At 41.9% G+C, this 26,429-nt stretch carries 28 protein-coding genes; 16 read left to right on the top strand and 12 right to left on the bottom strand.

Annotated elements, in window-relative coordinates:
- Positions 1-30: 30 nt before the first annotated feature.
- The 3 genes from SNE26_RS12135 to SNE26_RS12125 all read right to left on the bottom strand — a co-directional run bounded on the left by SNE26_RS12135 (position 31) and on the right by SNE26_RS12125 (position 1,170).
- A complete protein-coding gene (locus SNE26_RS12135; RefSeq protein ID WP_321559624.1) occupies positions 31-474 on the bottom strand; it encodes a hypothetical protein in 444 nt (147 codons plus the stop codon).
- Positions 475-582: 108 nt separating this feature from the next.
- Entirely contained in the window at positions 583-783 is a 201-nt protein-coding gene (locus SNE26_RS12130; protein WP_321559623.1) for a hypothetical protein, read from the bottom strand.
- A gap of 180 nt (positions 784-963) precedes the next feature.
- Positions 964-1,170: a hypothetical protein gene (locus SNE26_RS12125; protein WP_321559622.1), complete on the bottom strand. Its 207-nt coding sequence runs from the start codon at positions 1,168-1,170 to the stop codon at positions 964-966.
- A 331-nt stretch (positions 1,171-1,501) separates the two neighbouring features.
- Between SNE26_RS12125 and SNE26_RS12120 the strand changes: the two genes are divergently transcribed.
- Both SNE26_RS12120 and SNE26_RS12115 read left to right on the top strand, forming a co-directional pair.
- Positions 1,502-2,071, top strand: coding sequence for a sigma-70 family RNA polymerase sigma factor (locus tag SNE26_RS12120; protein ID WP_321559621.1), 570 nt, complete (start codon positions 1,502-1,504; stop codon positions 2,069-2,071).
- A 12-nt stretch (positions 2,072-2,083) separates the two neighbouring features.
- Positions 2,084-3,175: a serine protease gene (locus SNE26_RS12115; RefSeq protein ID WP_321559620.1), complete on the top strand. Its 1,092-nt coding sequence runs from the start codon at positions 2,084-2,086 to the stop codon at positions 3,173-3,175.
- A 261-nt stretch (positions 3,176-3,436) separates the two neighbouring features.
- Here SNE26_RS12115 and SNE26_RS12110 read toward each other — a convergent pair whose 3' ends face one another.
- From SNE26_RS12110 to pdxH, 3 genes are all read right to left on the bottom strand, one after another.
- Positions 3,437-4,561 (bottom strand): NADH-quinone oxidoreductase subunit D, encoded by a 1,125-nt coding sequence (locus SNE26_RS12110; RefSeq protein WP_321560031.1) that lies wholly within the window; start codon positions 4,559-4,561, stop codon positions 3,437-3,439.
- A 264-nt stretch (positions 4,562-4,825) separates the two neighbouring features.
- Entirely contained in the window at positions 4,826-5,323 is a 498-nt protein-coding gene (locus tag SNE26_RS12105; RefSeq protein ID WP_321559619.1) for an NADH-quinone oxidoreductase subunit C, read from the bottom strand.
- Positions 5,320-5,967: a pyridoxamine 5'-phosphate oxidase gene (pdxH, locus tag SNE26_RS12100; RefSeq protein WP_091210457.1), complete on the bottom strand. Its 648-nt coding sequence runs from the start codon at positions 5,965-5,967 to the stop codon at positions 5,320-5,322. Before pdxH ends, SNE26_RS12105 begins: the two co-directional genes overlap by 4 nt.
- A 108-nt stretch (positions 5,968-6,075) precedes the next feature.
- Here pdxH and SNE26_RS12095 point away from each other — a divergent pair, with 108 nt between their 5' ends.
- Entirely contained in the window at positions 6,076-6,639 is a 564-nt protein-coding gene (locus SNE26_RS12095; RefSeq protein ID WP_321559618.1) for a YqgE/AlgH family protein, read from the top strand.
- Positions 6,640-6,761: 122 nt separating this feature from the next.
- Here the strand turns inward: SNE26_RS12095 and purE are convergent, their stop codons facing one another.
- The 3 genes from purE to SNE26_RS12080 form a co-directional block, all read right to left on the bottom strand.
- Positions 6,762-7,259: a 5-(carboxyamino)imidazole ribonucleotide mutase gene (gene purE, locus SNE26_RS12090; RefSeq protein WP_243486905.1), complete on the bottom strand. Its 498-nt coding sequence runs from the start codon at positions 7,257-7,259 to the stop codon at positions 6,762-6,764.
- 114 nt (positions 7,260-7,373) lie between these two features.
- Positions 7,374-8,513 carry a 5-(carboxyamino)imidazole ribonucleotide synthase gene (locus SNE26_RS12085; RefSeq protein WP_321559617.1) on the bottom strand — a complete coding sequence of 380 codons (1,140 nt, stop codon included), beginning with the start codon at positions 8,511-8,513 and terminating at the stop codon, positions 7,374-7,376.
- Positions 8,514-8,579: 66 nt separating this feature from the next.
- Positions 8,580-8,969: a hypothetical protein gene (locus tag SNE26_RS12080; protein WP_321559616.1), complete on the bottom strand. Its 390-nt coding sequence runs from the start codon at positions 8,967-8,969 to the stop codon at positions 8,580-8,582.
- Between the two features lie 196 nt (positions 8,970-9,165).
- Between SNE26_RS12080 and SNE26_RS12075 the strand changes: the two genes are divergently transcribed.
- Positions 9,166-10,047, top strand: coding sequence for a glycosyltransferase family 2 protein (locus tag SNE26_RS12075; RefSeq protein ID WP_321559615.1), 882 nt, complete (start codon positions 9,166-9,168; stop codon positions 10,045-10,047).
- A 722-nt stretch (positions 10,048-10,769) separates the two neighbouring features.
- Here SNE26_RS12075 and SNE26_RS12070 read toward each other — a convergent pair.
- Positions 10,770-11,984, bottom strand: a complete 1,215-nt coding sequence (locus SNE26_RS12070; RefSeq protein ID WP_321559614.1) for an NAD(P)/FAD-dependent oxidoreductase — start codon at positions 11,982-11,984, stop codon at positions 10,770-10,772.
- A gap of 64 nt (positions 11,985-12,048) precedes the next feature.
- Here SNE26_RS12070 and SNE26_RS12065 point away from each other — a divergent pair, with 64 nt between their 5' ends.
- The 6 genes from SNE26_RS12065 to SNE26_RS12040 all read left to right on the top strand — a co-directional run bounded on the left by SNE26_RS12065 (position 12,049) and on the right by SNE26_RS12040 (position 15,672).
- Positions 12,049-12,600, top strand: a complete 552-nt coding sequence (locus SNE26_RS12065; RefSeq protein ID WP_321559613.1) for an NADH-quinone oxidoreductase subunit A — start codon at positions 12,049-12,051, stop codon at positions 12,598-12,600.
- On the top strand, positions 12,593-13,075 hold the full coding sequence (locus tag SNE26_RS12060) for an NADH-quinone oxidoreductase subunit B family protein (protein ID WP_321559612.1): 483 nt from the start codon (positions 12,593-12,595) through the stop codon (positions 13,073-13,075). The genes SNE26_RS12065 and SNE26_RS12060 overlap by 8 nt, the downstream gene beginning before the upstream one ends.
- Positions 13,076-13,099: 24 nt before the next feature.
- Positions 13,100-13,552: a hypothetical protein gene (locus tag SNE26_RS12055; protein WP_321559611.1), complete on the top strand. Its 453-nt coding sequence runs from the start codon at positions 13,100-13,102 to the stop codon at positions 13,550-13,552.
- A 47-nt stretch (positions 13,553-13,599) separates the two neighbouring features.
- Positions 13,600-14,508, top strand: a complete 909-nt coding sequence (locus SNE26_RS12050; RefSeq protein WP_321559610.1) for an alpha/beta hydrolase — start codon at positions 13,600-13,602, stop codon at positions 14,506-14,508.
- 127 nt (positions 14,509-14,635) lie between these two features.
- Positions 14,636-15,121, top strand: a complete 486-nt coding sequence (locus SNE26_RS12045) for a hypothetical protein (RefSeq protein WP_321559609.1) — start codon at positions 14,636-14,638, stop codon at positions 15,119-15,121.
- A 2-nt stretch (positions 15,122-15,123) separates the two neighbouring features.
- Complete coding sequence (locus SNE26_RS12040; protein ID WP_321559608.1) at positions 15,124-15,672, top strand: GNAT family N-acetyltransferase; 549 nt, start codon at positions 15,124-15,126, stop codon at positions 15,670-15,672.
- A gap of 65 nt (positions 15,673-15,737) precedes the next feature.
- Here SNE26_RS12040 and SNE26_RS12035 read toward each other — a convergent pair whose 3' ends face one another.
- Both SNE26_RS12035 and SNE26_RS12030 read right to left on the bottom strand, forming a co-directional pair.
- On the bottom strand, positions 15,738-16,319 hold the full coding sequence (locus tag SNE26_RS12035) for a fasciclin domain-containing protein (RefSeq protein WP_321559607.1): 582 nt from the start codon (positions 16,317-16,319) through the stop codon (positions 15,738-15,740).
- A gap of 323 nt (positions 16,320-16,642) precedes the next feature.
- Positions 16,643-17,296, bottom strand: coding sequence for a hypothetical protein (locus tag SNE26_RS12030; protein WP_321559606.1), 654 nt, complete (start codon positions 17,294-17,296; stop codon positions 16,643-16,645).
- Positions 17,297-17,375: 79 nt separating this feature from the next.
- On the opposite strand from SNE26_RS12030, the gene SNE26_RS12025 reads away from it, so the two are divergent.
- The 6 genes from SNE26_RS12025 to SNE26_RS12000 all read left to right on the top strand — a co-directional run bounded on the left by SNE26_RS12025 (position 17,376) and on the right by SNE26_RS12000 (position 26,392).
- The gene (locus SNE26_RS12025; RefSeq protein WP_321559605.1) at positions 17,376-18,389 is read left to right on the top strand and encodes a GntG family PLP-dependent aldolase; all 1,014 of its coding nucleotides are present in this window, start codon (positions 17,376-17,378) and stop codon (positions 18,387-18,389) included.
- Between the two features lie 182 nt (positions 18,390-18,571).
- The gene (locus tag SNE26_RS12020; RefSeq protein ID WP_321559604.1) at positions 18,572-19,123 is read left to right on the top strand and encodes a pyridoxamine 5'-phosphate oxidase family protein; all 552 of its coding nucleotides are present in this window, start codon (positions 18,572-18,574) and stop codon (positions 19,121-19,123) included.
- A gap of 175 nt (positions 19,124-19,298) precedes the next feature.
- Positions 19,299-19,901: an RNA polymerase sigma-70 factor gene (locus tag SNE26_RS12015; protein ID WP_321559603.1), complete on the top strand. Its 603-nt coding sequence runs from the start codon at positions 19,299-19,301 to the stop codon at positions 19,899-19,901.
- 91 nt (positions 19,902-19,992) lie between these two features.
- Positions 19,993-21,189: a FecR domain-containing protein gene (locus tag SNE26_RS12010; protein ID WP_321559602.1), complete on the top strand. Its 1,197-nt coding sequence runs from the start codon at positions 19,993-19,995 to the stop codon at positions 21,187-21,189.
- A 272-nt stretch (positions 21,190-21,461) separates the two neighbouring features.
- Complete coding sequence (locus tag SNE26_RS12005) at positions 21,462-24,863, top strand: TonB-dependent receptor (RefSeq protein ID WP_321559601.1); 3,402 nt, start codon at positions 21,462-21,464, stop codon at positions 24,861-24,863.
- Positions 24,864-24,889: 26 nt separating this feature from the next.
- Entirely contained in the window at positions 24,890-26,392 is a 1,503-nt protein-coding gene (locus SNE26_RS12000; protein WP_321559600.1) for a RagB/SusD family nutrient uptake outer membrane protein, read from the top strand.
- The last annotated feature ends 37 nt before the right edge of the window (positions 26,393-26,429 follow it).

Here is a 26,429-nt window from a genome sequence, read left to right as displayed (position 1 = left end):
TTTTTATGATTATTTATTAGAGGATAGTTTTTATGGTTTAGGGACAATGTCAATATTTTCAACCTGCCAACTATTTTTATCTGCCCAGTCACCATCCGTATACAACATTTTAACTTCCCAGGCCGATTGTTCCATTTTGCCGCTATCATTCTCAATTTTTAGTGTTGATTGTACCTGGTAACTATTAGTTATTGTATCAATAACCGATTTAAAAGCGGTGTTTGGAAAAACTGCTTTTTGGGGTTGTTTCAGCTTTTCTTTTACAAATAATTTTGCCATGATAAAAGCTTCCTTTGCAGTTGGTTTTCGGTTAAGATGAATCGTGCTGTTTTTGCTTATACCAAGCACTACAATAATAAATGTTATTGCAAAGACCATGGCAAAAAGGGTAGCAGTGCGTATGTGAGGGTGACGATGCCAGCCAACGCTTCTTCGCTCATCGGTACTAAGCGTTTTCCATTCAGAATATTTCATATTTTATTACTTATCACATTAAGCAATACCAATAGAAATTGTTTGGCGATTATTGAGCAAAAAAAAACGCCCTGGAAACCAGGGCGTTTTTTAACATAAAAAGTTAAATTACTTTTTAGTAGTGTCAACTTTAGTAGTGTCAGCTTTAGTAGTATCAGCTTTAGTAGTGTCAGCTTTAGTAGTGTCAGCAGCCATTTTAGAAGAATCAGCAGCAGTTGAATCAGAACCTGAAGCTGAAGAAGAACCTTTACAAGCAGCGAAAGAAACAGCGATAGCTAAAGCTAAAAAGCCTAATTTGAAATTTTTCATGTTTAATTTTTTTAATAAGTGATTTAATAGTTTACAGCTTAATACCAGAAACAAAAAAAGGTAACCCATAATTTTTAAAAAAAAATTACAAGTCACCTTTTTTATTGATGGATAACTAAAAAATCAATAGAAAAAGATTAAAAATGATATTTAACTGCTTTTCTATTTTATCAGAAATAATTATTTCTTAGTGGTGTCTTTTTTAGTAGTATCAGTAACAGCTTTAGTAGTATCAGCAGAAACTTTAGTTGAATCGGTAACAACTTTAGTTGAATCAACTACAGTTGTAGAAGTATCGCCTTCAGTTTTTTTGGCATCACCATTACAAGCTGAAAAAGAAGCTGCAAGAACTAAAGCTACGAATGCTAATTTGAATGTGTTTTTCATTTTCTTAATTTTTAAAATGTTAACGTTTTGTGATCGTTTGTTACTTAATACGCATTAGTGGAAAAGGTAACCCATAAAAATTAAATCTTTGTAAATTCCATAGGATTTATAGTTTATGTGCCGGTTTTTGCAAGCGGTTTTTTTATTGCAGATTTGCCTGTATAGTTTTTAACATTGGGTTACTTTGCTTATGCGCCGGTATTAAACATTAATTTTAACGCAGTACACAATTGTTACAGGCCATGAAATGTAATGCTAATGTTATTAATTTATTTTAGTTTGATTTTTTTTGATAATAGTGGGTTACAATTTGACCTAAATAGTATTAAGAGTGAATAAAGACTTAAAAGCTTCGGCTCCAACAGATAGTGAAATAGTTCTTGGGATACTTAATAACTCGGAAATAGTGCTGAAGAGGCTCTATACAACCTACTTTCCGATGATATTACAGTTGATCATCAACAACAATGGCGATGAGGATGATGCGAAGGATATTTACCAGGAAGCCATTATAGTTCTTTATAATAAGATTAAAGCGGGTGATTTTGAGCTGAACAGTAAGCTTAAAACATACATATACTCAGTTTGCAGGCGGCTTTGGCTTAAAAGGCTTAGCCAAATGAACCGATATGGTGGTGATATCAGGGATTTTGAAGAACACCTGCCCGTTGAAGAAGAAGTTGATAACCATAATGACAGGGATATCCAGTTTGGTAAAATGGAAAGTGCGCTCCAGCTATTAGGCGAACCCTGTAAAACCATTATGGAAGATTTTTATATTAAAAACAGATCGATGCAGGAGATCTGTGAGCGGTTTGGCTACACCAACGCGGATAATGCCAAAACGCAGAAATACAAATGCCTGCAAAGGCTGAAGAAATTATTTTTTCAGCAGAAATAAGGAGATCAAGAGATGAGTGATAACCAACTTACGGAATTTATTGAACGGTACCTTGACGGTAGTATGACCGCCGAAGAACGCGTTCAATTTGAGTTGCTCCGCAAAAACGACGCGGCTGTTGAAAGTAAAGTTACCGAGCACATTAAATTTATAGGCTTGCTTAAGCAATATGGCGAACGCCTTGAGCTTGAAAATCGCTTAAATGCTATTCATGATGAAATTGATGTTCATGCGTTAAAAGAAGAAGTAATGATCCACCCGGTGTGGGTTGTGCGCATGTGGCGTAATCACCATTCAAAAATATCGGTTGCGGCTTCAATTGCTATTTTTGGTGTTTTAACTATCTTAATCCTCACTGGCAAGCTAAATAACGATAGGTCTAAATACGAACGATTGAGCGAAAAGATCAATAAGGTGGAGCAGACGGTAGCCCAGATAGGACATGGCCGTACACCTGTAAAGCCTAAAGTAAACAGGGCGCCGGCCAATTTCAGGGGTACCGGTTTCGCGCTTACATCAAACGGTTACCTGGCTACAGATTATCATGTGATCAAAAATGCTGATTCGGTTTATGTACAAAATTCAGCAGGCGAATCATTCCATGCCAAGGTTATCTATACCGAGCCCCAGTATGACCTGGCTATATTACAGATCAATGATCCATCATTTAAAAATCTTGGCCCTATACCATACAATGTTAAACGATCAGAAGGCGACTTGGGTGAAAATGTATATACACTCGGTTACCCGGCAGATAATTTGGTTTATGGTGCAGGGTATTTAGCTTCTGCGGCAAATTATTCAAATGATACTACAGAGTATGTGACTTCTGTTCCGGTAAACCCGGGTAATTCAGGAGGCCCATTGCTCGACGAGAAGGGAAACGTGATTGGCGTTATCACCGCAAGGCAAACCCAGGTTGCAGGTGCCTATTTTGCAAAAAAATCAATGTACCTGTTAAAAACGATACAAAATATTCCAACAGATTCATTGTCCAAAACACTTAATCTGAATACCAAGAATAAATTAGCTGGCTTAAGCAGCACTCAACAGAGCAAAAAGCTTAAGAACTATGTGTTTATGGTTAAAGTATATAACCAATAAGTATTAGCCCACTCAATAAAAATTAATATATTAAAATGAAAAGAGACGCCGTGAGGGGTCTCTTTTTTGTTTGTCTGAACCGGGATTTGGGTGGGTTTTTGGGATGAGTAGGAAAATGTTTCTGACTCGGATTAAACAGGATTAACAGAATGCAAGGAGAGGTCGATTAATCCGAATAATTTGTTTAATTCCGATTCATCAGACAATATCAGGATATAAAATCCCGTCCATCCCAAAAATCAGCTCAAATCCCGGTTCAGCTTACCTGTCCACCTCGCCCAAAACAAAGTCGATAGAACCAACTATGGCGATTAAATCTGCAATTAATACGCCCTTGGATAGCTCGGGCAGTACCGAAAGATTGTTAAAGCTCGGTCCGCGGGATTTTACGCGGGTTGGGATCTCTGATTTGCCGTCTGTCATAAAATAAAAGCCAAGCTCACCTTTGGCGCCTTCGCAGCGTACATAGTAATCCTGTGCTTTGGGAATGGTTTTGCGGGGCATTTTAGCGCGGGGATCAAAATCGGGCGTACGCTTCAGTTCTTTTTGCAAACGGTCAAGGCATTGTTCAACTATTCTTACTGACTGCTCAATTTCATCAACGCGCACTTTATACCTGTCCCAGCAATCGCCAACTTTGCCCATCAGGCCCTTGCCAACCGGAATTTCAAAATCAATTTCAGGGTAGGCAGAGTAATTGTCAATCCGGCGCAGGTCCCATTTTAAACCCGATGCACGTAACATTGGGCCCGAGCAGCCATAGTTAATAGCTACATCAAGCGGCAAAACGCCTACATTTGCTGTGCGCGAAATAAATACCTGGTTGTCGGTAAGTAATTGGTTTAGCTCAACCATTTTAGGTTTAAAGTACTCAACAAAATCACGGCAGCGTTCTTCAAAACCAACCGGCAGGTCATAAAATAAACCGCCCACCCAAATGTAATTGTATAGCATACGTGAGCCCGATGCCCACTCCAGCATCCCCATAATATGCTCCCTATCCCTGAAACACCACAGGAAGGGGGTAAAGGCGCCTATATCAATGCCGTAAGTGCCAATGGCTATCAGGTGCGATGCTATACGGTTTAGTTCGCAAACCAGCACACGGATGTACTCAACACGTTTAGGGATATCCTTATCAATACCCATCATACGTTCAACACCCATTACAAAAGCGTGGCTGTTGTTCATAGAGGCCAGGTAATCCATCCTGTCGGTAAAAGGAATGGTTTGCTGATAAGTTAATGATTCGGCATGTTTTTCAAAGCAGCGGTGCAGGTAGCCAATATGTGGGATCACCTCTTTTACTATTTCGCCATCGGTAATCAATTCCAGGCGTAAAACCCCATGAGTTGAGGGGTGCTGCGGGCCTACGTTAAGTACCATATCCTCAACGCTGGCCTCGGCTATCTTTTTATTGTACCTGAGGAGGGCTTCTTCGTATTTTGGGTTTGTGATGACCAATTTTATATCCGGTTAAATTTATATCCGGTCACATTCTTTGAGATGTATAGCCGGATACCAAAAATCAGCTTTTTTTTTCATTTATCGGGCCACTTTCGTTGTAAAAATGAAGTAAATAAAGCTGTTATTTACCTGTTTAAATGTCGGTCATTTTGCTCTGTTAATACCACGAAAGTTTATTTGCGATTAATCTATCCTGATGCCTTTATAAAATTCGGCGTTCTGGTAATCTTTACGTAAAGGGAAACCTTCCCAATCATCGGGCAGTAAAATCCGGCGAAGGTCAGGATGCCCTTCAAAGTAAATCCCCAGCATATCATAGGCTTCGCGCTCATGCCAGTCGGCGGTGCGGTAAACGGAAGTTATGCTTTTAAACTCCGGCAGTTCAGGGCTTTCTTTTGGGTGAGGTTTACTAACTTTTAAGGTGAGCTGTGTTTGATAAGGGATTGATGCCAGGTGATAAACTACCCCAAAACGGTTTGCCTCATCATTATAATGTACCCCGCTTAAGTTCGACAGGAAATCGAAATAAGTTTTTGGGTTATTACGCAGCTCCAGGCACACAGCTGTAATATTATCCGGATTAATGAACAGGGCGGGTTGCAGGCCGCCGGTTTCTTCGCCGGCAATTACAGTATCACCAAATTTTTCGATGAGCAATTGTTTAATATCGTCAAAACTCATGGTGCAAGGCGTACTTTTTTCCAGGTTTTTTTATCGGTTTTTTTATACAGGATGCGGTCGTGCATACGGCTTGGCCTGCCTTGCCAAAACTCAACCAACTGCGGGTTTAAGATATATCCGCCCCAATATGATGGTTTAGGCACTTCTTTATCGGCATATTCTGCTTCCAGTTCGTTCCATTTTTGCTCCAGCAATTCCCTGCTTTCAATTTCCTGGCTTTGGGGCGATACTACCGCGCCAACCTGGCTGCCTTTAGGGCGCGAATGGAAATATTTTTCAGATTCTTCCTTGCTTACTTTTTCGATAGTGCCTTCAATGCGTACCTGCCGTTCAAGGCCTCCCCAGAAAAAGGTTAATGCACCCTGCGGGTTTTTGGCTATCTCTTTGCCTTTACGGCTTAAGTAGTTGGTAAAGAATATAAAACCGCCTGTATGAAAACCTTTTAAAAGTACAATACGTGCCGAAGGCTTGCCGTTTATGGTGGCAGTTGAAAGCGTCATGGCATTGGGTTCATGCAATTTTGCCTCCAAAGCTTCGTTAAACCATTGTTCAAACTGTTTAATAGGATCACCTTTAGTGCTGTTTTCTGAAAGGGTGGATGCACTATAATCCTGCCTTAAATTTTGTATTTCCTGCTGATTCATTTTTATGCAAACTTACAAATTAATTAAGCCGTATATAATGATGTAAATCATTATTCATAATTGAACATATTTTTACTATGCTTGTTATGTATTTAAACGCTAAACTTTATGCTTAGTCCTATAGCGGCCGCGGCAGGCCATTTACTTATTTCGGAGCCATTTATGATGGACCCGAATTTTAAGAGATCCGTAATAATTTTAACAGAATACTCTGAGGAAGGGGCTATGGGCTTTATTCTGAACCATCAAAGCGAATATTTATTGGGCGATGTACTGCCCGATGTTTCCTATTCGGAGATGCCTGTTTATGAGGGGGGGCCGGTAGCAAAGAATACATTGCACTTTATTCATTGTGCTCCCGATAAAATAGAGGGAGGAATTGAAATAGCCGATGGTCTTTATTGGGGCGGCGATTTTGAACAAGTGAAATATTTGGTATCCAATTACCAGTTAAGCACCGAAGAAATTAAATTTTTTGCCGGATACTCTGGCTGGACACCGCAACAGCTTGACGAAGAAATAAAAGACGATAGCTGGATAGTAACCAATAAATTTGATATTGAGTCATTGTTCACTCTTGATGAACAAAACCTGTGGCGCCAGGTAGTGATCAGTCTCGGCCAGCGTTATGCCCACATAGCTAATTTTCCGGAAAATCCGGCTCTTAATTAGTGATTAGAGGTTGGAGATTAGAGGTTAGTCGGGAAGAAAGCAAACTGTTAGAAAAACAAAGAAGGCCATGGTTTATCCATGGCCTTCTTGAGTATATGAAGCTAATCTCTAATCTCCAACCTCTAATCACTATCCTCCATTTCCCTGGCCGATTCTTCAACTTTCTTTTTAAGGTTTTCTTTAAAGTCGATAAGGTTTTTTACAAGGTATTCATCTCCTGTTGAGAGGATCTGGGCTGCAAGGATCCCGGCATTTTTGGCTGCATTTAAAGCTACTGTTGCTACCGGGATGCCGTTTGGCATTTGCAATATGGATAGGATAGAGTCCCAGCCATCAATAGAGTTGCTTGATTTTACCGGTACGCCAATCACCGGCAGGTGTGTTAATGAGGCTACCATGCCTGGTAAGTGCGCTGCACCGCCGGCACCGGCTATAATCACTTTTATGCCACGGTCTGCAGCGGCACGCGCATAGCTGAACATCCTATCCGGTGTACGATGTGCCGATACTACGGTTATTTCATATTCAACGCCTAATTCGGCTAAAACATCTGCAGCGTCCTGCATTACATTCAGATCGGATTTGCTGCCCATTATAATGGCGACTTTTGTAGTACTCATGATTTTATTTTATAAGCGTCATTGCGAGGTACGAAGCAATCCCCGATTAGCTGGTTCGCCCTGTATAGTTCGCGATTGCTTCGTACCTCGCAATGACGGGTGGTTATCTCTGTATTAACTAATTACTTTTAGCGTTTTCTGCACAAACCGTGCCTTTTCAATAGCCTTCTCTCTGTCAGCGTCAACAATAGTAACATGCCCCATTTTCCGGAAAGGTTTAGTTAATGCTTTACCGTAAAGGTGGATATATACTCCCGGCACTTTCAGTATTTTTTCAATTCCCTGGTAAATAGCTGGGCCTTCATAACCGGCTTCGCCTAAAACGTTTACCATAATAGCATTGTTAAGGCAGGCGGTATTGCCCAGTGGCTGGTTAAATATCGCCCTTAAATGTTGCTCAAACTGCGATACCACATTACCCTCAATGGTTTGGTGGCCGCTGTTGTGCGGACGAGGGGCGAGCTCATTCACCAGGATGCGGCCGTGTTTATCTAAAAACATTTCAACCGCCAGCAGGCCTACAATTTTAAGGCTGTCGGCAATCTTTTTGGCTATCTGCTCTGCTTTTTGCTGTATGGCGAATGGGAGGGTAGATGGGGCAATCAAAAACTCCACCAGGTTAGCTTTAGGGTTAAACTCCATTTCAACCATCGGGAAGGTGCTGATCTCACCGTTTTCATTACGGGCAACTATTACGGCAATCTCCTTTTCAAAATCTATCCATTGCTCAATCAGGCTTGGCTCTTTAAAAGCTCCGGCAAGGTAACTTTCGTCAATTACTTTATATACGCCTTTGCCGTCATAACCATCTTTACGTAGTTTTTGAATATAAGGAAAAGGGATCAGGCTTTGTTGTAGCTGTTGCGGTGATGATATGATCTGGAAATCTGCAGTAGGGATATCATTTTCTTTGAAAAACTGCTTTTGCAGGCCTTTGTCCTGGATCAGCCGGATAATGCGCGATTGGGGATAAACCAGTACGCCCTCTTTTTCAAGCTGTTCAAGGGCATCAACGTTAACCTTTTCTATTTCAATGGTAAGCAGGTCGACAGTTTTCCCAAAGTTATAAACGGTTTCATAATCACCCAATGAACCTACGGTAAACTCATCACACAGTTTACGGCACGGCGCTTCGCGATCGGGATCAAGTATTTTAACAGTAACATTATAGTTTATGGCTTGCTGTATCAGCATACGGCCTAACTGTCCGCCGCCTAAAATACCCAGTTTTAAATCTCCGTAAAATGCTTTCATATTTTGCAACTGCAAGTTTAGCCTAAATCTTTCAAAAAGCCTATAAATGCTTTAAACAACAATGGTTCAACGCCGTTTTTTGGTCATCAGGTAATAAAAAACGCTGTGTACTACTATAAAACTAATGGCCGTAATAAAGTAAAGCGTTTTGTTTTCGGGGTTTAGCTGTAAACGGAAAGCAGTAATAACAAATACAACAGCGCCTGAAAAATAAAGCACCAATCTTATAGAAAGATTGTTGTAGTAAGCCGGGTTGGCTAAAAACAACATGGGTAAAGTCATTATTAAAATAAAGATGTTGAGCAAAGCCACACTTTCGGATAACGAAGGGAGTATCCCGTTCAGGTCCTGGCTTACACCTTTGTGCTGCAGTGAGTAATAAACCGCACTTGCTACTATAGATATGATTACCGAAAAAAGAAAAGTTTTGAAAAGTTGCCTGGCGAGTGCCTTCATAGTGATATTTATTGATATGGATTACCGCCGATGATGCGGTGTATTATGAATGCAAAGTAACGCATCCGCAGGCAAAATGCCTTAATCCCAATGTCACAAATTGATAGTGCCCGCTGAGGGATGTCCTGAATCTTGCATCTGCAAGTCTCGATTCTATCCGCAAATCTTGATTCTCTTAGCTATCTTTACGCCGCTTATGAAAGTATCCGGTTTTACCTTTATCAGGAACGCTGTACGTAATGATTATCCCGTTGTTGAAGCCATTACATCCATATTGCCGCTTTGCGATGAGTTTATAGTAGTAGTAGGTAACTCTGACGACGGCACCCGGGGATTAATTGAAGCTATTAACTCGCCGGTTATAAAAATCATTGATTCTGTTTGGGACGAATCATTGAAGGAGGGAGGAAAGGTTTTCGCTGCCGAAACAGATAAGGCTTTCGCAGCTATATCGCCCGATGCCGACTGGTGTTTCTATATTCAGGGCGATGAAGCGGTGCATGAAAAATATCATCCGCTTATCAAAAAGGAAATGCAGGACGCTTTAAATAAACCCAACATTGAAGGCCTGCTGTTTAAATACCTGCATTTTTATGGCTCGTATGACTATTACGGGCATTCAAGACGCTGGTACCGCCGCGAGATCCGTTTGCTCAAAAATATTAACGGCATCCATGCTTATCGTGACGCTCAAGGCTTCAGGCTTAACGATCGTAAAATAAACGTAAAGCTTATTGACGCCTACATTTATCATTACGGCTGGGCAAAACCGCCACAGGGACTGAATAACAAAGTGCGCAACTTTAACCAGTTTTATCATGATGAAAACTGGATGGCACAAAACCTGCCCGAAACTTATGAGTTTGACTACAGCAATGCCGACCGCCTCATCCGATTTACCGGAACGCATCCGGCGCCAATGCAAAAACGAATTGCAGCCACCAACTGGAATATCGATTTCGATTCTAAAAAGCTGAGGGCCGGCATGGATTTCCGCCGTAAGGCACTGCAAAAAATTGAAGACGTTACAGGCTGGCGAGTTGGCGAGTACAGGAATTATAAGATAGTGGAGCGGTAGATAATTAAATGCTGTTCAGAAAATAATTATCCATGCGGCGACCCGGCTTTAGCCGGGTCGCCGCATGCAAGATCGGTATTTACGCTCATAGTTTTGGTGGTATTATTTTGTCAGCGCCATTCATTGCCGATGGGATCAATTTCAAAAAAATCAAAAAAAGCTTAAAAATAGAACGAAATAAACAAGGTGTTTTAACCCGCCTGTGAAACGGATAGTTTTTACTCCTAATGGTTTTAATTGTTGATAATCAGATGTTTAATAGTGTTTCACGCAGAAGGTGATGTATTTGATAATCAGCGTGTTTCATTTTTAAGGTGTTCCGCGTTTTCACTCTCAAAAAATGGAACAATCCTCTTTTTACAAAAAAGAACAGCGGGAGTTTTTCCAATTTTTTTTTGAGAATCAAAAAATTGGGACACCCGATTTGTTACAATTGAGGAGAGGATTTTATTGGAAGATTTTTTAATTCCCTCCTTGGGGAGGGGTGCGGCGGGAGTTGTGTAGTGGCAGGGAGGGGTTTATGCACCATTTTAACGAATAGCCCTATCGGTGAAACCCCTCCCTGCACCCTCCCAGGGGAGGGAATCGCACAATCCCGCGCTTTTCCATTTCTCCCGAACACCTGTGGGCTGGATTTAAGCGACGGCAAATGGACGATAGGAGGATGATTACTTGGTTGACAATATCATCAACGAAATCAACGTAATCAAAAAAATCAACGGTCATATGTTTTGCGCAATAACAAAGCCGCTTGCCCAGGCCCATTGAAAGTTATAGCCGCCGAGCCATCCGGTAACATCTACACACTCGCCGCCAAAATATAAGCCGGGTACCTTTTTAGCTTCCAGTGTTTTGGACGACAGCTCATCGGTAGCTACGCCGCCGCGCATTACTTCAGCCTTATCATAACCTTTATCGCCGGCAGGTTTTACCTTAAAATCATGAATGAGGGTACTGATGTTTTCGATATCGGTTTTGGTGAGTGATGCCATGTTTTTTTCGGCGGGGAGTTTATCGCTCAAAGCCTCGGCAAACTTGCGGGTATATAAAGATGCTATGTATGCAAGCAGCATTTTTTTGCCGTTAGTTTCTTTTTCCTGCTGAATAAGGTCGGCTATATTTTGATTGGGGAGGAGATCGATGTTAATGGTTTCGCCGGGTTTCCAGTAGGAGGAGATCTGTAATATGGCTGGTCCGCTGAGGCCCCAGTGGGTAAACAGGATATTTTCTTCAAAACTGGCCTTATCATTCCAAACCCTGCAAAAAATACTGTTACCCGATAATTGCTCATACCAGGGCTGATCTTTGCCGGTAATGGTTAGTGGTACAAGGGCAGGGGCAGTATCGGTAACTTTTAAGCCGAAATTACGCGCCGTTCGTAAGCCGAAATCGGTTGCACCCATTTTGGGGATGGGTAAACCACCGGCAGCCATCACTACGCTGGCGGCGCTTATATACTCCTGTTTGCCATTTACTTCGGCGCGCACTGTAAAACCATCGTCAGTTTTTTCAACTATTTTAACTTCAGCATTAACCCAGATCTCCTGCCCAAGATCATCGCACAGGTTAGTAAATACTTCAACTACATCTTTCGCTTTATCACTTATCGGGAAAAGCTGGCCTAACGTTTTCTCTTTACCAGTAATGCCATACGTTTCAAAAAAGCTTAGGGTATCATCAACAGTCCATTGCGAAAAGGCTGATTTACAGAAATGTGGATTTTGCGAAATGAATTGCTGATCGGTAGCGTAAAGATTGGTATAGTTGCAACGCCCGCCGCCGCTGATGAGGATCTTAGCGCCAACACGGTCGTTTTTTTCAAGTACCAATACCCGCTTGCCTAAAAAGCCCGCCTGTACGGCGCACATGAGGCCGCATGCACCTCCGCCAATTATTATAGCGTCAAAATCTGTTTGTTTTACTAAATTTGTACTCATGACGGATGTTTCGCAAATATCAGAATTTGGAAAGATACTCATCTTTATTATTACGGGGATAATAATGGTGTGCGTGATATTTTTTATCAACAAACTTTTGGCCCCCAACAATCCCAACGCCGAAAAATTGAGCTCGTACGAATGCGGTGAAGAACCTACCGGCAATGCCTGGTTGCCATTCAATCCGCGTTTTTATGTAATAGCCCTGGTTTTCCTGCTGTTTGATGTGGAGATGGTATTTATTTTTCCATGGGCAACGGTATTTGGCAGTCATGAACTTGCAGCGCAGGACGCGCGCTGGGGCTGGGTTTCACTTACCGAGATGTTTATGTTTTTAGGTATCCTGATTATAGGTTTGATATACGTTTGGCGCAAAGGCGACCTGGACTGGATCAAGCCTACACCTGTTGTACCGCATACCGATGTACATATCCCGCCATCTTTGTACCAACAGTTGAACCAGGAACAAAGCATGTTTACAGTAAAAGCGTTCAACGCTGATGTTGTATCAACTGCTGCTGCAACTGCTATTGCTCCTGCAACTGCCGCTCCATCAACAGAGCCCGCCCGCAAACCTATGTTTAAGCCAACTTTTAAAAAGCCTGCAAATGAGTAACGATATAACAAGCGAGAATGGTGGTGTAGTGGTAACCAAAATGAACGATTTGCTCAACTGGGCTCGTTTATCGTCTTTGTGGCCGCTAAGTTTTGGCATAGCCTGCTGCGCCATTGAAATGATGGGCTCTATGGCCTCCACTTATGACCTGGACCGTTTTGGTGTTTTCCCGCGCCCTTCCGCCCGCCAGGCCGATGTGATCATTATTGCCGGTACAGTTACCTTTAAAATGGCCGAACGTATTAAACGTCTGTACGAGCAAATGCCTGAGCCTAAATATGTGATCTCGATGGGGTCATGCTCCAACTGTGGCGGCCCGTACTGGCAATATGGTTACCATGTGGTAAAAGGGGTTGACAGGGTAATCCCGGTTGATGTATACGTACAAGGCTGCCCGCCACGACCTGAAGCGCTTATTGGCGCCATTTTAGAATTACAGAAAAAGATTGAAGGGGAGCAATTGATAAAAGCCTGATACCCGATATTTATTTTAATCCTTATGAAAGTCCTGCTCGTTCTCATCATAAGCTTTATTCTTACTGCCATGGTCTCCCGCCTTTTTATGGGCGACTGGAATCTCATGCTCTGCGGTAATGTTGCCATGATGCTGATGCTTTGGTTTGCATCGTTAGGGCATTTTATGTTTACCAAAGGCATGGTCATGATGATGCCAACATTTATTCCGTTTAAAGGGACGCTGGTTTACTTAACCGGCGTGATGGAGATAGTGCTCGGACCTTTATTGATTATCAACGCTACAAGGCATATCGCCGGGATCATTTTACTCATCATGTTTGTAATAATGCTGCCTGCCAATATCAATGCCGCCATTAAACATGTTGATTTTGAAAAAGCCACTTATAACGGCAGTGGTACCGGCTACCTGTGGTTTCGTATTCCTTTACAAGTGTTATTTATAGCCTGGGTTTTATATTTTTCAATCGGGATTTAATTGTTGATTTTTAAGGATATAGATTATCTTTAAACAATTAACCAATTATGAAAAACACAGCCTATCCTATACTTATCGCTTTGATCTGTATGATCTCCTTATCAGCAAAAGCGCAAACCTCATCCCCTAAACAGCCATTTTTTCCAAAGGGCACCATATTGTATGGTGATATAAATTATGCCGGTGATACCTTAAAAAAGCACTTGTTAGATGTTTATCTGCCGCCGGCTGTAAAAGAAAGCTACCCGGTTATTATCTGGATCCATGGCGGCGCCTGGATGATGAATGACAAGTATGCCGATATGGGTTATATGCAGAAAACCGTTCAGGGTTTTATCGATAATGGTTATGCCGTCGCCTCTATCGATTATCGCTGGAGCACCACCGCACCCTTCCCGGCGCAGATCCAGGATTGTAACCAGGCCATTGAATTCCTGTATCAAAACGCTTCGAAATATAAGCTTAATAAGGATAAGTTTGGGGTAATAGGTTTTTCGGCCGGTGGACATTTGGCATCGTTGCTGGCGCTGTCCAATAACAACAATATTAAAGAGTTTTATCAGGGAGGAAACAAGCCTCATTTTAAAATAAAACTGGCGCTTGACTTTTATGGGCCATCAAATTTCCTGTCGCTCAAAGGTACTGATGTTAATGATCCTAAGAGCCCGGTTAACCTGCTGCTTGGCGCTTATGCTGTTGAGCGGCCCGATCTGGCCAACATAGCCAGCCCGGTTACCTATGTTGATAAAAACGACCCGCCATTTCTCATCGTGCAGGGCGAAAAGGATGAATCGGTAAATTATACCCAATCGGTTTTGCTAAGCTCATACCTTAAGCTTGCAGGTGTTAAAAATGAACTTATCATTGTACCCAACGCACCTCACTACGGGGTGATGTTTGATGCCGAAGAGATCAGGAAAAGGGTGATTTATTTTATGGACGAGTATTTGAAGTAATAATCTGATTGCAGAATGCCTATATTGAAGTTTTTTTGGTAATCAAGCTGTGTAGGTAAAAAATATGTTTCACACATCGTTTATCAAGCCATAAAACTATAAATTTATCCTCTTGTAATTTCTACCCATGCTAACAAAAGTAAACCCGAAGAAGAAAAGTAAACTTATCAATATCCTTTTTGCAGGGTTTATAACGGGTACGCTCGATGGCTTTGCAGCCATGATCCTGAATTATAAAGTAAATCCGGGCGTTATTTTTAAGTTTATTGCCAGTGGCGCATTTGGCCCGGCAGCCTTTGCAGGCGGGGCAGAAATTATAGTTGCCGGGGTGATTTTTCACTATGTGATTGCCTTTTTATTCAGCGCGGCATTTTTTTTGCTTTATCCCTTTTTTTATAACGGGTTACGCAATAAATATTTTGTGGCGGTTATATACGGAATAGCGGCATGGCTCATTATGAATTTAGGTGTAGTGCCCCTGAGTAAAATAACCATGAAGCCCGGATATCATATTCCTGTTAGCACTATCCTTATTGGGATGCTTACACTGGTTATCTGTATTGGTTTACCTGTGGTTTTCATTGCCGACAGGGAAAATAAGAAAATTGTATAGCCATGCATATATCTGAACTGCCTTTGCTCACTACCGACCGTTTACGCTTACGCGGATTGCTTGATTCGGATGCCCCGCAGATCCTGGCTATCCGCTCCAATGCTGAAGTAAACAAATATCTGGACCGGCCAAATAATACTACCATTGATGAAGCATTATCATTTATTAAGAAGATAAAAGAAATAGTAAGTGGGGGCGAAGGGTTTTACTGGGGTATAACATTAACAGATAAAGAGGAACTGATTGGAACTATTTGTTACTGGAACCTTGAACCTACCGATAAAAAGGCAGAAATAGGCTATGAACTTCACCCGGATTATCATAGGCAGGGCTTTATGCAGGAGGCCATTTCTTCAGTGTTAGCTTTTGGTTTTAATGACCAAAATTTTGAATTGGTAACCGCTTGCCCGAAACAGGGGAACGAAAGTTCGGTAAAGCTGTTAAAAAAGACAGGCTTTTCACTTGCCGGAGATTTTACTGACGAGGAAACTAAAAGTAAATATCTTGATTTTAGATTGACCAAAGCCGATTATTTAACAAGATCATCTTAAATGAAAAACCCGGCCTTAACAGCCGGGTTTTTCATTGATTTAAAATTAAACTAAGTATTTTGTGATTAAGGCATCATGATGCCATTAATGCCATGTACAACACCGTTGCTGGCCTCGGTGTCAAATGCGGTAACCAACACAGCATTGCCTTTGGCATCTGTGATCTGCAGGTTGCTTTTATCATTTACAGATAAATGCAATGTTTGCCCATCGATGGTTTTCAGGTCGGCCTTGCCTTTGCCGGCACCTAAGGCCTTAATGATATCGGCTTTAGTGTATTTGCCTGCTACCACGTGATATTTCAGTATAGGGGCAAATTTAGCCGGATCTTTCATCAGGGCATCAAACTGTGCTTTTGGCAATTTGCTGAAAGCAACATCATTTGGAGCAAATATGGTGAACGGGCCGGGTGCCTGCAATGTTGGCTCAAGCTGAGCTGATTTTATTGCAAGGGCCATTGGCGCGTAGTTAGTTGAGGTTGACATCACACCAACCACATCGCCTGATGCGGCAGCTGTTGATGTTGCAGGAGCGGCAGTTGCTTTAGTAGTATCTTTTTTGGTTGTATCCTGTGTTTGGGCTATTGCCTTGTTTGATAAAAAACCAATAGCTAATGAAGCAACGGCTATTAAAACTGACTTTTTCATGTTCATCTTTCTTTCTGTTTTTGTTAGTGAATTAAAGTGTAATGAGTAGCCGTTTTTGTCGATATAAATTAATTAAAAGTTATTTATTTGGTGAATTACTATAGTTTAATAACTTTTAATTATGCTAAATAGTTTTGATTTATTAACATTTGTGGTTAAACACGTGATGTTCAGGAGGAAAAAAAAGAGCGAGATAACAGATTTGGGACGTGAGAGTTGAGACAAATCGTTACGGGAAAAGTAAATTATACGTCTTTATAAACGGAAATGACTATCTGAATGTATCAGGTAGTCATCGATCGTTTTTTGCTTGATAAAGAGATTTATTGCCTTGCTTTTTGCAGTTCATCAAATTTAGCAATGAGCTTATCGATATTCTTAAGATTGAATTTATGCTCGTGGATCTGATCGACCAGGTCGGGTTCATCGCCCATGATATCGCTCATAATATCTTCAAAGTTTTCATCGGTGAGGCGTTTCATACCGGCAGTGGTTTCACCATAATAATAGGTTGTTTTTGAACTGCCGCCCCGGCCGCCGCCACCGCCAAGGTTAATACCGATGCCGCCGCCAATTCCGCCGCCGTAACCACCGCTTCCGTAGCCTGCTGATATCCCCGGTGTAATGCCAAAACCACTGCCGCCGCCGCCTTTGCCGCCCTTTGCCATGAATAATTTCACCGGCTCATCAAGCACCACTTTTACAAAGTCGGTTTCTTCCTTGCTCCATGACTCATTTGCCGGGGCATGTGCCACAACAAAGCTGTCCTGGCCAACAACAAATGATCTTAAATCGCTGGCGCTTAGTTTGTATGGATTAGTTTTTTCGTTCTCCTTAAACTCAATGAAACCTTCGCCTTTTATTGGCCCCTTTCCCGAAGGATTAGTGCGGATCAGGCCAGTTTCCCGGTTACCCTTTACATCGGTAAAGCTACCTTGCTGCCATTTTTGCGATTTTGCTGATACAAAACACAGCATAAAAAATAAAATGATTAAAATTGAGCGCATAACATGTTCAGAATACTGATACAAAGAACGCAAATTTTATAACTTTAATATGACGACTGTTGATTTCCGAAGCGATACTGTAACCAAACCAACGCCCGGCATGCTCGAAGCCATGTGGAGCGCCAGGGTAGGGGATGATGTTTTTGGCGAAGACGAAACTATAAATGCCCTTGAAGCTAAAGCCGCTGCTATGTTTGGTATGGAGGCTGCTATCTTTTGCCCATCGGGCACCATGACCAACCAGATAGCTATTAAATGTTTTACCCAGCCGCTTGATGAGCTTATTGCCGACCAAACCGCGCATGTTTACAGGTACGAGGGCGGTGGCATTGCTTTTAATTCGGGCGTATCAACCAGGTTACTGAATGGTTATAGAGGTATTCTTACGCCCGAAATGATAGAGCCTGAAATCAATGCTGAAAATATCCATTACCCGCACACCAGTTTGGTAGTGCTGGAAAATACAGTTAACAAGGGTGGTGGCAGTTGCTATACACTTGAACATATCAAACCCATTACCGGCTTGTGCCGGGAGAAAGGATTAAAGCTTCACCTTGATGGCGCCCGGATCTTTAACGCGCTTACCCATACAGGTGATGCAGCTGTTGATTACGGCCAGTATTTTAATGGGATCTCGGTTTGCCTTTCTAAAGGATTAGGTGCACCTGTAGGCTCGGTTTTATTAGCTGATAAGGAAACTATCAAATATGCCCGCCGTATCCGCAAGGTACTGGGTGGCGGTATGCGCCAGGCTGGGTTTTTGGCCGCTGCGGGAATCTACGCGCTTGATCATCATGTTGAACGCCTGAAAATAGACCATGCCCACGCCCGTATCCTGGGTGAAGAGCTGAGCCGCCTGCAATGGGTAAGCAATGTAATCCCGGTTGAAACTAATATTGTTTTGTTTGATACAGTTGAACCTGCTGCTACCGTGCTTGCCAAACTTACAGAAAAAGGCATCAGGGCCAGCGATACAGATAAAAACCGGATCCGTTTTGTAACTCATTTAGATGTGCATGCCGAACAGGTGGAATATACGATAGAGGTGTTGAAGAGATTGTAAATTTCTTCCAAAATGCACTGTCACGAAAGTTTGAAAGTATGGTGAACCCGCGAAAAAATGAATGCGTAACCGGGGACTTCAGCCTAAATATTCCATCGGAATTTTGGTTAAAGCACCTTGTTTCTCAAAATGCTAAAACGATTATGCTTATATTTGAGTATCGTTAATTAAAACCTTTCATTATGGGTAAGTTTTTTAATGAGATACTCGATCATCACAAGGATTTTATAGCTCATCAAAAGATATTTTTTGTGGCAACGGCCCCGTTAAGTCCCAACGGGCATGTAAATCTTTCGCCAAAGGATAATGCCAGTTTTCGTATTCTTTCCAATAATCGTGTAGCATATATGGATATTATTGGCAGTGGTAATGAAACTGCTGCCCATCTGCTCGAAAACCAACGCATAACCTTTATGTTCTGCGCTTTTGACGGGCCACCTAATATCCTGCGGCTATACGGAAAAGGCTACAGTATTTTACCCGATGCCGATAATGAAGAGTGGAACGGGCTTTCGTCGTATTTCAACATCCATATGGCCACCCGGCAAATTATAGTGGGAGATATTGATATGATACAAACCTCGTGCGGCTTTAGCGTACCGCTTTATGAATATTTAGGCGAGCGGGATTATGCTATAAAATGGGCTGAGAAAAAAGGCGAGCAGGGTTTGGCTGATTATAAGCAGGAAAAAAACAGGGTTAGCTTAGATGGTTTGCCAACGCCACTGTATTGATAGTCTTTTATTTAATACATACTTAATAGTTAAACAACTTTAAGAAATGTGAGCGTTTTGCATTTTTTCAAACATTTTCAATTTCTTTACAGTTATACGTTGGTTTCATCGATATAATTATTAATGCTGCAAATACTGCGAATTTTATAATATTTGCAGCACCATACATTAGCCTATGTTTGAATTTACTCAATCAAATGAGAAGGAACTGCTTATGCAAGTGGCTCAGGGTAATGAGTTTGCTTTCCGGCAATTGTTTTCAGCCTATCACCAGCGTTTAGGTGTTCATATTTTGCGTATAACCCATTCTGTCGAACTGGCTGAAGAGGTTGTGCAGGACGTTTTTATGAAGATCTGGATGACCCGTGAAACGCTTACCGGTGTTGATAATTTCAAAGCTTACCTGTTTGTAATTTCAAAAAACCACGCTTTAAATTGTTTACGTAAAGTTGCCCGCGAGCAAATGCAGCTTAAAAAATTGGAGGAAACCCGCATTGTACCTTTTATCGCCGAAGCGCAGGAAACAGACCATTATTATAATTTGATTGATGAGGCCATTGATCAGTTGCCGCCCCAGCAGCAAAAAGTTTACCTCATGAGCAGGCATAACCGTTTAAAGTATCATGAAATTGCCGATGAGCTGGAGCTATCCCGCGAAACCGTCAAAAAATACCTTCAAATTGCCACCACATCTATAAAAGATTACGTGCATGAACATATGGAGGCTATAGCATTGGTAACGGCGTTGATTCAATTTTTTATTTTTTTTAAAAAGTAATACCCCCTTTTTTAATCTGGCAGGTGTCATGTATATGAGATCTGCCCCAACTCACTGTAGCCAATTACAGTTATACCGAAAAACATTTACTATGAGCGAACTTTACGCCCGGCTTGATTATCTGTTTAGCACTTATTATAACGGCACCGCCACCCGGGCCGAGCGTGATGAGCTATTTGAGATCATCAACTCATCGGCAACAGATGCAGAGCTTGCCTCGCTCATACATCATGCCTGGGATAAGCTTGACGATAATGGGCCGCTTTTTGACCGCTCAAAAAGTGAGGATATGCTCACGCAGATTTTAAGGACTAATATTGAACAACCTGTTGCTGCACCGGTAAAGAATAATAACTTACCCTGGAGAAGGTTAGGGGTTGCCGCTTCATTTTTATTCCTTGTTGGGTTTGGCGCTTACATTTATAATCAAAAAAAGCAGGTTGTTACAAAAAAAAGTATAGTCAAAACTCATCCTAAAAATGATGCTTTACCAGGTGGCAACAAAGCTATTTTAACCCTGGCCAACGGTAAAACCATTACACTTGATAGTGCCCAAAACGGTTTGCTGGCACAACAGGGTACCACCAGGATCAATAAAACCCGCAACGGTCAACTGGTTTATGAAGCTGGCAACAATTCTGATGCTCAGGCTTCGGTTATAAATACTATTTCAACTCCTCGTGGCGGCCAATATCAGCTGGTTTTGTCGGATGGGAGCAAGGTTTGTCTAAATTCGGCATCATCAATAAGTTTTCCAACCAGGTTTACAGGCAAAACGCGTGAGGTCACCATTACAGGTGAAGCTTACTTTGAGGTTGCTAAAAATCCGCAGATGCCTTTCAGGGTTAAATCCGATAACACAACAGTTGAGGTTTTAGGTACGCATTTTAATGTCATGGCTTATAATGATGAAGCCGAAATGAAAACTACCTTATTGGAAGGCTCTGTAAAAATAAGCAACGGCACTGTAAACGGCATTTTAAAGCCGGGACAGCAGGCTGTACTCAATAAAGCGGGCAGGCTGAAAGTACTTGACGATGTTGATGTAGATGATGAAATAGCCTGGAAAGATGGCATTTTTCAATTCAGAGATGCGGGAATAGATGCCATTATGAGGCAGGCGGCCCGGTGGTATGATGTGGAAGTAACCTACGAAGGTAAGGTACCGCAGCGCGAATTTACAGGCCGGATCTCCCGAAATGTAAAAGCATCGCAATTAATGAACATGCTTGGCTACGCCGGGGTGAAATTTAAGATTGAAGCTAAGCGCATAACCATACAGCAATAGCATAATTATTATACCTACTATATTAAACAACCAATTGTTAACAATTTAAACAACCCTATGATGGAAGAAATACCTGAGATAAGTTAGCCGCCGTACAGGAGCCTTATTGGTAAAACGGTTTATCATGCGTTTAAACATGTATACAACCTCAAAAATTACCATATAAAAAACCGGGAAGTATTCGCAGTACTTTCCCGGCTTAAACATCTGGGCCCCAAAAAAGTACAATCGATGAATTGAAAGTTAATGTTTAACCCAAACTCTACAAACTTATGAATTTTAATTCTAAGGCCACGCCTTTGGCATGGCCTCAATTACGCAAATTTATATTGGCCATGAAGCTAACTGCCTTTATTATAATTGCGGCCCTTACCAATGTAAGCGCCAAAAGTTATAGCCAGATAGTTACTTTGCACCAAAAAAACACTACCGTTGAAAAAGTACTCCGCTCAATTGAAAAACAAACAGGCTATCATTTCATGTATGATAAGCAGGATGTATCAAAAGCCGGAGCAATCAACATTGAAGTTGCAAACGTATCTATAGAAAATGCGCTTGATCAGTGCTTTAAAGATCAGCCGCTTACCTACAAAATTTTTGATCAAACCATTGTTGTAAAAAAGAAGGATGAACCGGTTGTCTCGCAGGTAGCCGTCGCCCCGATTAAGGTAACTGGCACAGTAAGCGATGCCAAAGGTCCCCTTCCGGGTGTTACTGTTAAGGTAAAAGGTACCAATGTTGGTGTACAAACCGATATTAACGGTAAATACAACATTAATGCGCCTGATGGTAATGGCACGCTGGTATTTACTTTTATAGGATATACCACCAAGGAAGTACCTATTGGCGGTAAAAGCCAGATTGATGTTGTTTTGACAGAAGAGCCAAAAGCATTGAGCGAGGTGGTTGTGGTTGGTTACGGTACTGCAAAAAAGGTCGATCTTACCGGTTCGGTAGGTAGCGTAGGTGCAAAACAATTACAGGAGCGCCCGCAAACCAATCTTGAGCAGGAATTGTCTGGCAAAATTGCCGGTGTGAACGTATCAAGCAACTCCGGTGCGCCAGGCGGTGCAACCAAGATCAGGATCCGTGGTTACAGCTCTATCAACACCAATACCGATCCGTTATATGTTGTAGACGGTGTGGTTTGGACAGAAGGCGGTAACGCAATCAACCCGAACGATATCGAATCTATCGACGTTTTGAAGGATGCTTCATCAACAGCTATTTATGGTACCCGTGGTGCAAACGGCGTAATTTTGGTTACCACTAAAAGAGGTAAAAAAGGCGGTACTATTTCATACGATGCCTATATGGCCGTAAACCATATGTTTAAAGAGATACCTGTTCTTAACTCAAAGGAGTTTATGCAGATTGAAGATGTTTCTTACGCCAATATCAAAAAGTATGACCCTACCGGCTGGGCTGCAGGTGATTATACAGACCGTAACCCGGTAACGCAAAGAACAGCCCTGATAGGTAAACTGTTCGATCAAAATCTGAACCCATTGTATGACGTTGACTGGCAAAAAGCTACAACCCGTACTTCGGTAAGCCAAAACCACAACGTTTCATTCACCGGCGGCGCCGAAAATGTGAACTATGGTTTGTTCCTGAACTATGCCGACGATGAAGGTATCATCCTTAACAGTTACCTGAAACGTTATAATGTGCGCTTAACAGTTGACAACCAAATTAAGCCATGGGTAAAAGTTGGTGCCACGTTAAACTATAACTATCAGGATGGCCGTAACCAGGATCAGGGTACCGGTGGTAACAACATTCCTCGTATGTTGATTGAGATGGTTCCATTTATTCCCATTAGATACCCAGACGGAACTTATGGTAAACGTACCGATTATCCAAACCTTGAAGGCGGTGATAACCCGGTAGCACGAGCCAACGAAATTCAATCACTTACCCGTAACCGCATATTCAGTGGTAATGGTTATTTGAATTTAAACATTATCCCTGGTCTGGAATTCCGCAGCGTTTTGGGCGTAACTACATCAGCCAATTACAATCCTGCTTCGCAAAGCGGCCTTGTTGGCGGCCCTGTTGCCGGACAAAGCTATAGCTCGGCTTCAATAGAGGAGTTTAACAGAACGTTTTGGCAATGGCAAAACTATTTTACCTACAACAAAACCTTTAACAAGGTACATACCATAAACCTTGTTGCAGGTGCTGAACGTCAAAACTACCAGCAACTTCGTTTAAAAGGATCAACAGGTACTTTGTCTGACGATTTTTATGAGTATTATAACTTATCTGCCGGTATTGTACCTAATAAACCAGAGTCTGATTATGATGCATGGCAAATGCAGTCGTTTTTTGCCAGATTGAACTATAACTACAACGAGAAATATCTGTTAACTTTAACAGGACGTGAAGACGGCTCCTCACGTTTTGGTACTAACAAAAAGTACGGCTTTTTCCCTTCTGCAGCGTTTGCATGGCGCGTATCTCAGGAAGATTTTTTAAAAAACAATAAAACTATATCCGACCTTAAATTAAGGTTGAGCTATGGTTTAACCGGTAACTCCGAAATTGGCGAGTACCGTTCGCTCGCAAACATTAATACGGTTGGCTATGCCTTTGGCGGTAACAGTGCCGTAGGTACTACGCAAACCTCCATAGGCAACGAGGATCTGCAATGGGAAAAAACAGCCGAATATGACTTGGGTTTCTCATTAGGCTTATTCAATAACCGCTTGAATATCGAAGCGGATGCTTACCTGAAAAAAACAAAGGCATTGCTGTTAAATGCACCATTGCCCGAAACAAGTGGTTTTAAAACGGTATATAAAAACATTGGCAAGCTGCAAAATAAAGGTTTAGAGTTTACCATAAACGCTACTCCGATAAAAACTCAGGACTTTACCTGGAATTCTACGTTTAATATTTCATTCCTGAAAAACAAGATCCTTCAGTTAGGTGCCTCTAATGATGATATTTTCCTGGATCCAACCTTTCTGTCGCAATTTAACCTGATGCGTGTTGGCCTTCCGGCCGGTAGTTTTTATGGTTACAAAGTATTGGGAACCTGGGGTACCGCTGAGGCTACCGAAGCTGCTAAATACGGCTTGCTGCCGGGCGACCTAAAAATACAGGATACCAATGGTGATGGCAAAGTTAGCGCGGACGATAAAGTAGTATTGGGTAAATCAATACCTGATGGTTATGGTACTTTAAGCAACAACTTCCGCTACAAAAACGTTGACCTGGGTGTTGATCTGCAATTTAATTACGGTAACCAGATCATGAACCTTACCCGCCACTCGGGCCAGGACCGCACTGGCCAGGCAAACAGCTATGCTACCGTACTTAACGCCTGGACACCAACTAACCAAAACACCAGTATTGCTGAAAGCAGGCCCGCTTATGTGCGTTATCAAACCGAGATCTATTCAACCAAAGTTGAAAGCGGTAATTTTATTCGCGGCAGGGCGGTAACACTTGGTTATACTTTTAATGACAATATCCTTAAAAAGTTAAAATTAAGCCGTTTACGGGTTTACGCACAGGCACAAAACCTGTTCCTGATAACCAAATACACTGGTTATGATCCTGAGGTATCAACCTACAATGCCTCAAGCAACTTTACACAGGGTATCCAGTTTTACGATTATCCAAAACCACGTACTTTCCTGTTAGGTGTTAATGTTAGTCTTTAATTAAAAAAATGTTAAAACATCATATTATGAAATTTAACTTTAAAAAATACCGGGTAGGTGGTCTTTTACTTATCCTTGCTGCTACTACAGGCAGTGGTTGCAAAAAATATCTCGATGAAAAAAATAAGAGCAACTTTGTTAAGGATAGTTATTTTGCCAGCTCAAACCAGGCCCAAACCTTTGTAAACGGTTTGTATAACGTAATGTATTTTTTCCAAAATGGAGATGCCTATGGTGAAAGCCCTTTTATTACACTGGAGTTATTTGCCGGCCATGCCACTTCGTTAGGACAGAGCGTAAACAATGGTAACGTGATCCATCAGCGTACCGATGCAGTTAATCCAGGTTTTGAAACTGTATGGTACAACTGCTACAAGGGTATTGCCAATGCAAACCTTGCCATCGAAAACATCCCCGGCATATCGCCAATGGATGATGGGCTGAAAAAGAAACTGATAGGTGAGGCTTACTTTTTCAGGGCATTTTATTACTACCACCTGGTGCGTTTATATGGCGATGTTCCGCTGATTACCGCGTCGCAAACAGTCAGCAGCCCTGATCTGTATCCTTCACGTACACCTGTGGCAGATGTTTATAAACAAATCATCAGCGATTTACAGGCAGCTGAAGCTTCAGGCATGCCAAATACAGATGCAACCGGCCGTGTTTCGTTAGGTGCGGTAAAAACATTATTGGCCAGTGTTTACTTAACAACAGCAGGCTTCCCGCTAAAACAAACCGAAAATTATGCTAAGGCGGCATCAGAAATTGAGCCGGTTTTAGGTTGGTATTCGTTGTTTACTGACTACGCCTATCTGCATGATAACGCTCATAAAAATCAACAGGAATTAATTTTCCAGATCAACTACCTGGTGGGCACTCAAACCAACGCTATCCCTCAGTTAACTATTCCGTTTAACCTGTTGGTTGGTGCATATGGAGACCACCTTGGTGCTATGATCCCCACCAATCAGTTTGTAGCAAGCTATGAAGCGGGTGATCTTCGTACGCAGGAGCGCCAGTTTTATTTCTCAAGCTATCCGCAGTATGGTAACCCAAACAACATCATTCAGTTTGGTGAACACGCGCTTTATAAATATTTCCAGGTTGAAAGTGCTGCACAAAGCGGTAATAGCGACGAGAACTGGACTTTATTGCGTTTGCCCGAAGCTCAGTTGATCTATGCTGAAGCAACTAACGAGGTAAGCGGCCCAACTGCTGAAGCTTATGCCGCTGTTAATGCCATCCGGGCACGTGCTAAACTTGCGCCATTAAGTAATTTAACTAAAGATACCTTCCGCCAGGCAATCTGGAAGGAGCGTTATCATGAGCTTGCCTATGAAAATAAGGCATACTTTGATATGCAGCGTACCCATATGGCCTACCTGCCGCAATCAAACACCTTTGCCGATCCTACTGCTTCGCAAACAGAGCAGGGCGTAACCTTTAAAACACAATACTACCTGTGGCCTATACCGCAGCGTGAGATCAGCACTAACAGTAAGTTAACCCAAAATCCGGGTTGGTAATTGTATAATGCAAATAATACAATAAAAGACTGGCTAT

Source organism: Mucilaginibacter sp. cycad4 (assembly GCF_034263275.1).
GTDB lineage: Bacteria > Bacteroidota > Bacteroidia > Sphingobacteriales > Sphingobacteriaceae > Mucilaginibacter.
Note: the sequence above shows the minus strand (reverse complement) of the source record. Positions and strands in the feature narration are given on the sequence as shown.